Below are 11,791 nucleotides of genomic sequence, written 5' to 3'. Positions count from 1 at the left end.
GACGTGCTGGACACCTGGTTCTCCTCCGCCCTGTGGCCCTTCTCCACCCTGGGCTGGCCGGAGAAGACGGAGGACCTGGATTTCTACTATCCCACCTCCGTCATGGTCACCGGATACGACATCATCTTCTTCTGGGTGGCCCGGATGATCTTCTCCGGCTGCGAGCAGATGAAGAAAATCCCCTTCCGCACCGTTTTGATTCACGGACTGGTCCGGGACGACAAGGGCCGGAAGATGTCCAAGTCCCTGGGCAACGGCATCGACCCCCTGGAGGTGGCGGAGACCTACGGCGCGGACGCCCTGCGGTTCAACCTCATCACCGGAAACAGCCCCGGAAACGACATGCGCTTCTATACGGAGAAGTGCGAGGCCATGCGGAACTTCGCCAACAAGGTCTGGAACGCCAGCCGCTTCGTCATGATGAACCTGGGAGACATGACGGAGTACGCCCTCCCGGCGGCGGAGGCCCTGGAGCGGGAGGACAAGTGGGTCCTCTCCAAGCTGAACACCCTGGTGAAGGAGGTCACGGAGAATCTGGACAGCTACGAGATCGGCGTGGCCTCCGCCAAGGTGTACGACTTCCTGTGGGACACCTACTGCGACTGGTATATTGAGCTGACCAAGACCCGCCTGAACGGCGAGGACGAGGCCGCCAAGAACACCGCCCGGAACGTCCTCTGCTATGTGCTGACGGAGCTTTTGAAGCTGCTGCACCCCTTCATGCCCTTCATCACGGAGGAGATTTTCCAGGCCCTGCCCAAGCGGGCGGGGGCGGAGGACAAATTCCTCATGCTGGCGAAGTGGCCGGAGTATCAGGACGCCCTGGCCTTCCCCCGGGAGGAGGCCGCCATGGAGGCCGTCATGGACACCATCAAGGCCATCCGGGCCCGCCGGGCGGAGATGAACGTGCCCCCCAGCAAGAAGGCGGAGGTGCTGCTGGTCACCGCCGCGCGGTCGCCCTATGAGCAGGGCCTCCACTTCCTCCAGCGGCTGGCCTTTGCCTCCCAGGTGCGTTTTGCGGAGGAGGCCCCGGCGGACCTCTCGGGCCAGGTGAGCATTGTCACCCACAACGCCACGGCTTACCTGCCCCTCAGCGAGCTGGTGGACCTGGCAGCGGAGCGGGAGCGCATCGCCAAGGAGAAGGAGAAGGCGGAGAACGGCCTTCGCATCGTGGAGCAGAAGCTCTCCAACGAGAAATTTGTCTCCCGGGCCCCGGAGGCGGTGGTGAATGCCGAGAAGGAGAAGGCCGAAAAGTTCCGGGAGCTCATCGCCAAGCTGGAGGAGTCGGCCAGGGCGCTGGGGTGAGCGGAACATCGCCGCTGTGTTTTTCGCGGCCCCGTATAAACCTTTTGGGGGAATTGGACGATATAATATAAAAGAGGGATGCGCGGCAACGGATTTGCGGCGTCCCAAAGGAAAGGGGGTTGGCGCAGGATGAGAATGGAACGCGCGGGAGGTCCGGGAACCGGCAGAACCGTCCGGTGGGGGACGAGCCCCAAAATTCTGGAGGAGGCCGAGAAAACCGCGAAGAGCGCCATGACGGACGGCTTTGTCAAGCGGCTGACGGCATACGCCAGGGAGGACGCCAAGCGGGGCGATTATATGTCGGGCGGGTGCATCCTGATGCAGCGGGAACAGATGCGGCAGTATGTATCCCCGGACCGCGCCGGACCGATGGCGCAGGTGACGTCCGCGATTCAGGAGGTTTTGCAGGAGCCCGACCCCTTGCAGGAGCTGCTGGAAAGGCTGCTGGACAAATTGGCGGGAAAGTGCTCCGCGCGGATTCAAATCCGCCCGGAGGGGCAGAGCGCTGAGGTTCGCGCCCCCAACGGCGAGGTGATCGCCAGCTACAACAGCCTTGGCGGAGGCTGGACGGAGATTCGCACAAAGGCGGAGAACAAATTTCTCAGCGAGGTTGCGGCGGTCTACGGGCAGGCGTTTCGGGAGGCCCGGGCGGAGATGCGGGCGGCGCAGTCCCCGCCGCCGGTACAGGCGGAGGAGCCCGCCGTGGATATTCGCGCCTGATGAAGCGGCGAGCATCATAATACACGATCATGTACTAGAGAACCACCCCGGACACAAGTCTGTGTCCGGGGTGGTTTTTTGCGTCACATTCGCCGGATAATCCGCCGCCGCTTCCAGATGGAGGGGGCGAACAGCAGCAGCATGGGGAAAATCTCCAGCCGCCCCACCAGCATGTCGAAGGACAGCAGCAGCTTGGACCACCAAGTGAACCCGGAGAAGTTCCCCATGGGGCCGACTACTTCCAATCCGGGGCCGATGTTGTTGATGCAGGCCGTCACGGCGGTGAAGGTGGTCACAATGTCAAAGCCGTTCAGGCTCAGCAGAAGGAACGAGACGGTGAAGACAATCAGGTACACCGTGAGAAACAGGTGGACGCTGCGGATGTGCTTGTCCGTCAGGGCCTTGCCCTCGAACCGGGTGGTGGTGACGGCGTTGGGGTGAAGCATCTTCCGCATGTCTCCCCAGGAGGTTTTCGCCAGAATGACGATCCGGGCCACCTTGATGCCGCCGCCGGTGGACCCGGCGCAGGCCCCGATGAACATAATGACCACCAGGACGCCCTTGGAAAAGGTGGGCCAGAGGTTGAAGTCCGCCGTGGCGTAGCCGGTGGTGGTGATGATGGAGGCCACCTGAAAGAAGGAGTAGCGGAGGCTTTGGCCGAAGGACTCGTACATGTGAAGAATGTCCGCAGCGATGGCCAATACCGCCGCGCTCACAATGGCGGCGTAGGCCCACAGCTCCTCGGACCGGAACACGTCCCGGAAGCGGCGGACGAGAAGGAAGTAGTACAGGTTGAAGTTCACGCCGAAAAGCAGCATGAAAATTCCAATCACTACATCAAAATAGGCGTTGTCATAGGCTCCCACGCTGAGGTTCTTGCTGCTGAAGCCGCCGGTGCCCGCGGAGCCGAAGGAGTGGATGCAGGCGTCAAAAAAGGGCATTCCCCCCAGGACCAGCAGGACGATCTCCACCAGGGTCATAACCAGGTAGATGCCGTAGAGAATCTTGGCGGTGTCGCTCATGCGGCTTACCAGCTTGCCGACGGAGGGACCCGGCATCTCCGCCCGGAGCAGGTGCATCCCGTGTCCGTCGGTCATGGGCAGGATGGCCATGACGAACACCAGCACCCCCATGCCGCCGATCCAGTGGGTGAAGCTCCTCCAGAAGAGAATGCTCTGGCTCAGGGGCTCCACCGCCGTCAATATGGTGGCTCCGGTGGTGGTGAAGCCGGAGACGGTCTCGAAAAACGCGTCGATGAAGTTGGGAATGTACCCGGAGATCAGGAAGGGCAGGGCACCGAAGGCGCTCATCAGCACCCAGGCCAGGGCCACCACGGCGAAACCGTCCCGGGCGTACAGCGCCGTCTGCTTGGGCTTTTTATGGAAGGGCAGTCCCGCAATCAGCAGCAGGAGGATGGTCCCCAAAAAGGGGAGGACCGATTCGCCATACAGCAGCGCCGTCAGGGCGGGCAGCAGCAGCAGGACCGCCTCCGTCCATAAAATCCGCCCGATGACGAAGCCGATCATTTGATAATTCAAAACGGCGGCCTCCTTTATTCCTGTAAAATGTCGTGGATGTCCTGAAGGGAGGTGTCCGTGGTGACCACGATGACGTCGTCCCCCCGGCTGAGGCAGTCGTTGCCGGAGGGGATGATGATCTTTCCGCTCCGCTGGACAATGCCCGCCAGCAGAAGGCCGTTGCGGAGCTTCAGATTTTTCAGGGGCACACCGATGAAGGGCACGTCCGCCGGCACGCCGAACTCCAGGGCTTCCACCGCGCCGTCCACCAGCCGGTGGAGGGTCTTGATCTGCGCGCCGGAGGCGCTTTCCATGGCCCGGACGTACTGGACGATGAGCTCCGTCGTGGTGGAGCGGGCGGAAATCACGCTGTCGATCATGCTCTCGTTGCTCACCAGGTCCACCAGGGATTTCCGGTTGATTTTGGCGACGACCTTGCAGTTGTTTCCGGACTCCTTAGCGGCGCATATGCTCATCAGAATGTTGGCCTCGTCGATGCCGGTGATGGCAACGAAGGCGTCGGTCTGGCTGATGCCCTCCTCATGGAGGAGGTCGGAGTCCGTGCCGTCCCCCACGATGACCAGGGCCTTGGGCAGCTGCTCCCCCATCTGGATGCAGCGCCGCTCGTCCCGGTCGATGATCTTCACGGCCATGCCCATGGACAAAAGCTCGCTGGTGAGGTAGTAGCAGATTTTGCTGGCCCCCACGATCATGACGGTGGACGCCTTGGAGCGGAAGACCCCCAGGTGCCGGAAGAACTGAGCCAGCTGGTCCGGCGAGGAGGTGAGGTAGATTTTGTCCCCGGCCTGGAGGACGAAGTCGCCGGAGGGGATGATGGTCTCCCCCTTCCGGGCCACGGCGCAGATCAGCACCCGGACCCGAATGTTCCGGTACAGATCCGCCAGCGCCAGCCCGTCCAGGGCCGAGTCGGCGGGGAGCCGGTACTCCACCAGCTCCAGCCGGCCCTTGGAGAAGGACTCCACCTTCATGGCGGCGGGAAAACGGAGAACCCGGGCGATCTCCCGCGCGGCGGCCCGCTCGGGGTTGATGGCCATGGAAAGGCCCAGCTCGTCCCGCATGAAGCGGAGCTGCTTTTCGTATTCCGGGTTCCGGATGCGGGCGATGGTGTGCCGGGCCCCCAGCTTCTTGGCCACCAGGCAGGAAAGAATGTTCAGCTCGTCGCTGGAGGTGGTGGCGATGAGCAGCTCCGCCTTTTCCACCTCCGCCTCCTTCTGCACGCTGTACACCGCCCCGTTGCCGCAGACGCCCATCACATCGTAAATATTGATGATGTTGTCAATCAGCCGGGGGTCTTGGTCGATGACCGTGACATTGTGTCCGTCGGCGGAGAGCTGCTGGGTCAGAGCCGAGCCCACCTTGCCCGCGCCTACGATGATGATTTTCATGTGCGCCTCCAAAGACAGGCCGGGGCTGCGCGCCCCGGAGAATACCCTGATTATATAAGATATCCACAAAAAAGGGAAGGGCCAAACCGTGAAAATTTTCCTTGACAACCGGGGAGCGCCTGTGTAAAATATGTTCAATTATTTTAATTAAATATTTTTAGTTAAAATAGTTGATATTTCGAAAAACAAGGAGAACGCGAATATGAACTTCGAGAACGTGCGCGATATCATTGTGGAGACCTTGGGCTGTGAGGCGGAGCAGGTGACGCCGGAGGCGTCCTTGTCCGATGATCTGGGGGCGGACTCCCTGGCCGCGGTGGAGCTGGTGATGGCGCTGGAGGAGGCCTGCGGCGTTACCATCGACGACGCGGACGTCGCCGGACTGAAGACCGTGGGCGACATTATGAAGTATCTGGAGGAACATAAGTAAGCCGGAGGAACGGGGAACCCCTCCGCCAGCGCCTCCGGCGCCGTTTTGCCGTAACAGCCGCGTCCCGGAAGGGACGCGCCGGAGGCGCGCGCAGGTCCCGCTTCTCTGCGGGGCCGGGCGCGGAAAGGAACGACGATGACCAACCAGGAAATTTATGATCTGATGGCCCGCTTTGACGCCAGCGGCCTGCAAACGCTGCGGCTGTCTCAGGGGGATTTTACGATAGAATTGGGGAAAGGCGTCTCCGGGACCCGGGCTCCGGAGGCTGCCCCCGCGCCCTCCGTCCCGGAGAAGGCCGCGCCCAGGGCAGAGGGAGGAACCGTGATTTCCGCTCCGCTGGTGGGGACGTTTTACGCCGCCCCGGCGCCGGAGAAGCCCCCCTTTGTCTCCCCGGGGGACCGGGTGAAAAAGGGGCAGACGGTCTGTCTGCTGGAGGCGATGAAGACCATGATCGAGGTCCCCGCCCCCTGCGACGGCGTGATTGAAGAGGTGCTGAAGGAAAACGGCCAGCTGGCGGCCTTCGGCGAGGCGCTGATGCGCTGTACGCCATGCTGAGGCGGGTCCTGATCGCCAACCGGGGGGAGATCGCCCTCCGGATTCTTCGGGCCTGCCGGGAGCTGGGTATTGAGACGGTGGCCGCGTACTCCGAGGCGGACGCCGAGGCCCTCCATGTCCAGCTGGCCACGGAATCGGTGTGCATCGGTCCCGCCCGGGCGGCGGACAGCTATCTGAACCAGACGGCGCTGCTGACGGCGGCCCGGGCCACTGGCTGCGACGGCGTTCATCCCGGCTACGGCTTCCTGTCGGAAAATCCGGAGTTCGCCGACGCCTGCGGGAAAGCGGGGCTGACCTTCATCGGCCCCTCCGGAGACGCGATTCGCAAAGCGGGCTCCAAATCCGCCGCCCGGGACTTGATGCGGGCGGCGGGCGTCCCGGTAACGCCGGGCTCCAACGGCCCTGTGGCCTCCGTGGAGGAGGCTCTGGCGGCGGCGGAGGAAGTGGGCTACCCCGTTTTGCTGAAGGCCTCCGCCGGAGGCGGGGGACGGGGCATCCGCCGCTGTGACGGCGCGGAGGACCTGCCCGCCGCTTACGCCGAAGCCCGGGCGGAGGCCGCCGCCTGTTTCGGAAGCGAGGAGATGTACCTGGAAAAGCTGGTGCTGAATCCCCGGCATGTGGAGGTTCAGATTCTGGCGGACCGGCAGGGCCGCACCATCCACTTGGGGGACCGGGACTGCTCCGTCCAGCGGCGGAACCAGAAACTTATGGAAGAGGCCCCCGCCCCGGGACTCCGCCCGGAGCTCCGGGCGGCCATGGGTCAGGCCGCCGTGAAGGCGGCGCGGGCCGTGGGCTACGAGGGCGCGGGCACCGTGGAGTTCCTGGTGGACGGGGAGAAGTTCTACTTCATGGAGATGAACACCCGCATTCAGGTGGAGCACGGCGTCACGGAGCTGGTCACTGGGGTGGACCTGGTGCGCCAGCAGCTGCGGATTGCCTCCGGCCTGCCCCTGGACATCGCCCAGGAGGATGTGCGGGTCCGGGGCTGCGCCATGGAGTGCCGCATCAACGCCGAGGACCCGGCGGAGGATTTCCGCCCCTGCCCCGGCAAGGTGGAGTTTCTCCACTTCCCCGGCGGCGCGGGGGTCCGGGTGGACTCCTGCCTGTACAACGGCTGCGCCATGTCCCCCTATTACGACTCTCTGGCCGCCAAGCTCCTGGCCCACGGGTCCACCCGGCTGGAGGCCATCCGCAAGCTCCGGCGCTGCCTGGAGGAATTCACCCTGGAGGGCTTCCCCACCAACGCGGAGCTGTCCTATGAGATTTTGTTTCACCCCGTGTTTGTCCGGGGCCGGTGCACCACCGGCTTTTTGGACGCGCACCTGACGGAGCTGCTGGACTTCAGCCGCCGGGTGGAGGAAAGAGAGGCGGAGGTATGAACGGCATCTTTGCCAAGCGCCGGGCCCGGCTGCTGGCCATGAAGGCCATCCGGGACAACTATATTCCCGGCGACCGGCTGACCGCCTGCCCCCAGTGCGGCCGGGAGAGCCAGCGGGGGGACGTGGCGGAGGGCCTTTTCGTCTGCCCCCTCTGCGGGTATCACTTCCCCATCGGGGCCTATTACCGGCTCAGCACCGTTCTGGACCCGGGCAGCTTCCGGGAACTGAACGAGAAGCTGCCCGCCGCCGATCCGCTGTCCTTCCCCGGCTATCGGGAGAAGCAGCGCGCCGCCCAGCGGAAGACCGGCCTCACGGAGGCCGCCGTCACCGCCACGGGGACCATCGGCGGACGGAAATGCGTGGTGGGCGTGCTGGACAGCCGCTACCTGTGCGGCAGCATGAGCGCCGCCGTGGGGGAGAAAATCACCCTGGCGGTGGAGTACGCCGGGAAGAACCGGCTGCCGCTGATTCTCTTTTCCGCCAGCGGCGGGGCCCGGATGCAGGAGGGGATTCTCTCCTTGATGCAGATGGCCAAGACCAGCGCCGCCCTGGCCCGGTTTTCGGAAAAGGGGCTTTTGTATATCTCCGTGCTGACGGACCCCACCACCGGCGGCGTCACCGCCAGCTTTGCCTCGCTGGGGGACGTCATCCTGGCGGAGCCCGGGGCGCTGATTGGCTTTGCCGGGCCCCGGGTGATTCAGCAGACCATCGGAGAGACCCTGCCGGAGGGCTTTCAGCGGGCGGAGTACCAGGAGGAGCACGGCTTTGTGGACGCGGTGGTCCCCCGGAGCGAGCTGCGGGACACCCTGTCCCGCCTGCTGCGGCTCCACGAGAAGGGAGGGCGCGTATGAGCGGACTTACCGCCGCGGAACGGGTTGCCGTGGCCCGGCACCCCCAGCGGCCCCATATCAGCGACTATATCGGCGCGCTGTTCACGGATTTCTTTGAACAAAAGGGCGACCGCCTCTGCCGGGAGGACCCGGCCATCCTGGGCGGGATCGCCCTCTATCACGGCCGTCCCGTCACCGTCATCGGCACCCGGAAGGGCAGAACGGCGGAGGAGAGCCTCCGCTGCAATTTCGGCATGCCGGGGCCGGAGGGATACCGCAAGGCCCTCCGTCTGATGAAGCAGGCGGAGAAGTTCCGCCGCCCCGTCTTCACCTTCATCGACACCTCCGGGGCCTATCCCGGCCTGGAGGCCGAGGCCAGGGGACAGGGGGAGGCCATCGCCCGGAACCTCTTTGAGATGAGCCGACTCACCGTTCCCATCATCGCCGCCGTCACCGGCGAGGGCAACAGCGGCGGGGCCCTGGCCCTGGCCGTGGCGGACCGGGTGCTGATGCTGGAAAACGCGGTGTACGCCATCTTGTCCCCGGAGGGCTTCGCCTCCATCCTCTGGCGGGACGCCGGACGGCACGGGGAGGCCTGTGAGCTGATGAAGCTCACCGCTCCGGACCTGCTGGGGCTGGGCGTGGTGGACGACGTGATCCCCGAGCCGGAGGGCGGCGCCCACCGGTTTCCCGCCGGGACGTTTCGGGAGGTGGACCGGGCCCTGAGCCGTCATCTGGCGGCCCTTTTGAAGGAGAGCGGCCAGAGCCTCGCGGCGGCCCGGTATCAGAAATTCAGGAAAATGGGCCAGCCCCTCAAGGAGGAGTCATGAACGGAATCAAGATTCGAGGGACCGGCCGGGGCGTGCCCGGCAGACTGGTGACGAACCGGGACCTGGAGCGGATAGTGGACACCACAGACCAGTGGATCGCCAGCCGGACGGGCATCCGGACCCGCCGCTACTGCACCGAAGAGGAGCCTGTTTCCGCCATCACCGCCGCCGCCGCCCGGGGCGCGCTGGAGAGCGCCGGCGTCGCGCCGGAGGAGATCGGCGCGTGCATCGTGGCCACGCTGTCGGCGGAGACCCTGGTGCCCGCCGCCGCCTGTACGCTCCAGGGGGAGCTGGGCCTTCCGGAGGACATCCCCTGCTTTGACCTGAACGCCGCCTGCACTGGCTTCCTCTTCGCCCTGCATACCATGGAGTGCCTTTTGAACGCCTCCAGCCGGAAATTCGGCCTGGTGGTGGGGGCGGAAAATCTGAGCCGCCTCATCAACTGGGAGGACCGGGGCACCTGTATCCTCTTCGGCGACGGAGCCGGCGCCGCCGTGGTGGAGTGCCGGGAGGGCTGGCCCTCCATCGCCGCCGTGACGGGCTGCCACGGGAACGGAGAGCTGCTGCGGGTCCCCGGCGCGGAGACCGGGGAGCGGAGCCGGATCTCCATGGAGGGGACGCGGGTCTTCAAATTCGCCGTAGAGGCGGTGCCCTGGTGCGTGGACCAGGTGCTGCGAAAGACCGGGCGGACGGTGGAGGACGTGGATTTTTTCGTTTTCCACCAGGCCAACGCCCGGATCATCGACCTGGCGGTGCGGAAGTACCGCATCCCGCCGGAAAAGTACTATAAAAACATCGCGGAGTACGGAAACACCTCTGCCGCCAGCATTCCCCTGGTCCTCAGCGAGCTGCACGAGCGGGGAAGAGTGGGCCCTGGCAGCCGTGTGCTGGTTGTGGGCTTCGGCGGCGGCCTGACCTGGGGCGGCTGTTTGATCGAATTCGCGTGAGGAGGAAGCCCGTGAGAAAGCTGAATGAAATCCTGGGGACGGAGTTCCCCATTATCCAGGGCGGCATGGCCAACATCGCCACCGGCGAGTTCGCCGCCGCCTGCTCCAACGCCGGGGCTTTGGGCATGATCGCCACCGGAGCCTGGGACACGGACCGGGTCCGAAGCGAGATACGCCGGGCCAGGGAACGGACCGGTAAGCCCTTTGGCGTCAATCTGATGCTGATGAACCCCTATGCTGCCGAGATCGCCCAGCTGATTCTGGACGAGGGCGTCCAGGTGGTGACCACCGGCGCGGGGAATCCGGGGCAGTTTATCCCCGCCTGGAAGGAGGCCGGAATCACCGTGATCCCCGTGGTGGCGGCGGCGGTGCTGGCCAAGCGCCTGAGCCGCTATGGCGTGGACGCCTTCATCGCCGAGGGCACGGAGTCCGGGGGCCACGTGGGAGAGATGACCACCATGGCCCTGGTGCCCCAGGTTATCGACGCGGTGGACGTGCCCGTCATCGCCGCCGGAGGCATCGCCGGCGGGCGGCAGATGGCGGCGGCCCTGGCCCTGGGGGCCTGCGGCGTCCAGGTGGGCACCTGCCTGCTGGCCAGCGAGGAGTGCCCCGTCCATGAGAATTACAAGCAGGCCGTCTTGAAGGCCAAGGACAGCGACACCACCGTCACGGGCCGCTCCATCGGCGGGCCGGTGCGGGTGCTGAAAAACAAGATGGCCCGGGAGTATCTGGCCCTGGAGAAACGGGGCGCGACCCTGGAAGAACTGGAGACCGTCACCCTGGGGGGATTGCGCCGGGCCGTGCTGGAGGGCGACGTGGAGCGCGGCAGCGTCATGATGGGTCAGGCGGCCGGTATGGTTCGCGAGATCCGGCCCCTGCGGCAGATTTTCGAGGAGCTGTATCACGGCGGAAAGGCCGCTTTGGAACAGGTGGAACGGGAATGGCGGTAAGCATCCGGGGGAAGACCCTGCCCCTTCCCATCGTGCAGGGCGGCATGGGCATTGGCGTGAGCCTGGAAAGGCTGGCGGGGGCCGTCGCCGCCAACGGCGGAATGGGGACCCTCTCCGCCGCCTTCTGCGGGTTTCGGGAGCCGGATTTCCGGGAGAACGCCCGGGAGGCCAATCTCCGGGCCCTGGCCCGTCAGGTGGGACGGGCAAAGGAGCTGGCGAAGGGCGCGGGCCTTGTGGCTGTAAATGTTATGGTGGCCGCCGCCCAGTACGCCGACAGCGTGCGCACCGCCTTGCGGACAGGCGTGGACGCGGTGGTCTGCGGCGCGGGTCTGCCCAAGGATTTGCCCGGCCTGGCGGCGGAGGTGGAAAACGACGCCGCGGCCCTGGCCCCGGTGGTCAGCGGAGGCCGCTCCGCCGCCCTGATCTGCAGGCTGTGGGACCGGCGCTATGGCCGGGTCCCGGACTTTGTGGTCCTGGAGGGCCCCCTGGCCGGAGGGCACCTGGGTTTCTCCCCCGAGGAGGCCCGGGAGGCCCAGGCGGGACGGCCCAGGCTTCTGTCCGCCCTGCTGGAAGAGGTGCTGGAAGCCCTGGCCCCCTTCCGGGAGAAGTATGGGCGGGACATTCCGGTCTTCGCCGCCGGGGGCGTGCGGAACGGCGCGGAGCTGCGCCGCTGTATGGACCAGGGCGCGGCGGGAGGCCAGTTTGCCACCCGCTTCATCGCCACGGAGGAATGCGACGCCAGCCCCGCCTATAAGCAGGCCCTGCTGGACGCGAGGGCGGAAGACATCACCATTGTCCAAAGTCCCGTGGGCATGCCGGGCCGGGCCCTGCAAAGCCCGCTGATCCGGCGGGTGGAGGAGGGGACGCAGCCGAAAATTACCCGCTGCGACCGCTGCCTTGCCGCCTGTGACTGCAAAACCGC

General features: G+C 65.5%; 12 protein-coding genes. 10 read left to right on the top strand and 2 right to left on the bottom strand.

Annotated elements, in window-relative coordinates:
- Together QZ329_RS13330 and QZ329_RS13325 are read left to right on the top strand one after the other, a co-directional pair.
- Positions 1-1,305 (top strand): class I tRNA ligase family protein (locus QZ329_RS13330; RefSeq protein WP_295753426.1); only part of this gene is annotated, 1,305 nt, incomplete at its 5' end.
- Between the two features lie 129 nt (positions 1,306-1,434).
- A complete protein-coding gene (locus tag QZ329_RS13325) occupies positions 1,435-2,025 on the top strand; it encodes a hypothetical protein (protein ID WP_295753424.1) in 591 nt (196 codons plus the stop codon).
- Positions 2,026-2,108: 83 nt separating this feature from the next.
- On the opposite strand, the gene QZ329_RS13320 is transcribed toward QZ329_RS13325, so the two are convergent.
- A complete protein-coding gene (locus tag QZ329_RS13320; RefSeq protein ID WP_295753422.1) occupies positions 2,109-3,563 on the bottom strand; it encodes a TrkH family potassium uptake protein in 1,455 nt (484 codons plus the stop codon).
- A 14-nt stretch (positions 3,564-3,577) separates the two neighbouring features.
- Positions 3,578-4,948, bottom strand: coding sequence for a Trk system potassium transporter TrkA (gene trkA, locus QZ329_RS13315; protein WP_295753420.1), 1,371 nt, complete (start codon positions 4,946-4,948; stop codon positions 3,578-3,580).
- Positions 4,949-5,150: 202 nt separating this feature from the next.
- On the opposite strand from trkA, the gene acpP reads away from it, so the two are divergent.
- From acpP to QZ329_RS13275, 8 genes are all read left to right on the top strand, one after another.
- A complete protein-coding gene (acpP, locus tag QZ329_RS13310) occupies positions 5,151-5,378 on the top strand; it encodes an acyl carrier protein (RefSeq protein WP_295753417.1) in 228 nt (75 codons plus the stop codon).
- 135 nt (positions 5,379-5,513) lie between these two features.
- Positions 5,514-5,933, top strand: coding sequence for an acetyl-CoA carboxylase biotin carboxyl carrier protein subunit (locus tag QZ329_RS13305; RefSeq protein ID WP_295753415.1), 420 nt, complete (start codon positions 5,514-5,516; stop codon positions 5,931-5,933).
- Positions 5,927-7,312 carry an acetyl-CoA carboxylase biotin carboxylase subunit gene (accC, locus tag QZ329_RS13300; protein ID WP_295753413.1) on the top strand — a complete coding sequence of 462 codons (1,386 nt, stop codon included), beginning with the start codon at positions 5,927-5,929 and terminating at the stop codon, positions 7,310-7,312. The genes QZ329_RS13305 and accC overlap by 7 nt, the downstream gene beginning before the upstream one ends.
- The gene (gene accD / locus QZ329_RS13295) at positions 7,309-8,163 is read left to right on the top strand and encodes an acetyl-CoA carboxylase, carboxyltransferase subunit beta (RefSeq protein ID WP_295753411.1); all 855 of its coding nucleotides are present in this window, start codon (positions 7,309-7,311) and stop codon (positions 8,161-8,163) included. The genes accC and accD overlap by 4 nt, the downstream gene beginning before the upstream one ends.
- The gene (locus tag QZ329_RS13290) at positions 8,160-8,972 is read left to right on the top strand and encodes an acetyl-CoA carboxylase carboxyltransferase subunit alpha (RefSeq protein WP_295753409.1); all 813 of its coding nucleotides are present in this window, start codon (positions 8,160-8,162) and stop codon (positions 8,970-8,972) included. The genes accD and QZ329_RS13290 overlap by 4 nt, the downstream gene beginning before the upstream one ends.
- On the top strand, positions 8,969-9,919 hold the full coding sequence (locus tag QZ329_RS13285) for a beta-ketoacyl-ACP synthase 3 (protein ID WP_295753407.1): 951 nt from the start codon (positions 8,969-8,971) through the stop codon (positions 9,917-9,919). The genes QZ329_RS13290 and QZ329_RS13285 overlap by 4 nt, the downstream gene beginning before the upstream one ends.
- An 11-nt stretch (positions 9,920-9,930) precedes the next feature.
- A complete protein-coding gene (locus QZ329_RS13280; RefSeq protein ID WP_295753405.1) occupies positions 9,931-10,869 on the top strand; it encodes a nitronate monooxygenase in 939 nt (312 codons plus the stop codon).
- Positions 10,860-11,791, top strand: a 932-nt coding sequence (locus QZ329_RS13275) for a nitronate monooxygenase (RefSeq protein ID WP_295753403.1), incomplete at its 3' end; no start/stop codon positions are given. The genes QZ329_RS13280 and QZ329_RS13275, both read left to right, overlap by 10 nt.

Source organism: uncultured Oscillibacter sp., from assembly GCF_910579365.1.
In the GTDB taxonomy this organism is placed as follows: Bacteria; Bacillota; Clostridia; order Oscillospirales; family Oscillospiraceae; genus Oscillibacter.
This window is presented reverse-complemented; position numbering and strand designations above follow the sequence as displayed.

Coding starts and splice junctions, on each gene's coding strand:
- accD (WP_295753411.1), top strand. CDS start 7,309: ATGAACGGCATCTTTGCCAAGCGCCGGGCCCGGCTGCTGGCCATGAAG.
- QZ329_RS13290 (WP_295753409.1), top strand. CDS start 8,160: ATGAGCGGACTTACCGCCGCGGAACGGGTTGCCGTGGCCCGGCACCCC.
- QZ329_RS13325 (WP_295753424.1), top strand. CDS start 1,435: ATGAGAATGGAACGCGCGGGAGGTCCGGGAACCGGCAGAACCGTCCGG.
- QZ329_RS13285 (WP_295753407.1), top strand. CDS start 8,969: ATGAACGGAATCAAGATTCGAGGGACCGGCCGGGGCGTGCCCGGCAGA.
- acpP (WP_295753417.1), top strand. CDS start 5,151: ATGAACTTCGAGAACGTGCGCGATATCATTGTGGAGACCTTGGGCTGT.
- accC (WP_295753413.1), top strand. CDS start 5,927: ATGCTGAGGCGGGTCCTGATCGCCAACCGGGGGGAGATCGCCCTCCGG.
- trkA (WP_295753420.1), bottom strand. CDS start 4,948: ATGAAAATCATCATCGTAGGCGCGGGCAAGGTGGGCTCGGCTCTGACC.
- QZ329_RS13305 (WP_295753415.1), top strand. CDS start 5,514: ATGACCAACCAGGAAATTTATGATCTGATGGCCCGCTTTGACGCCAGC.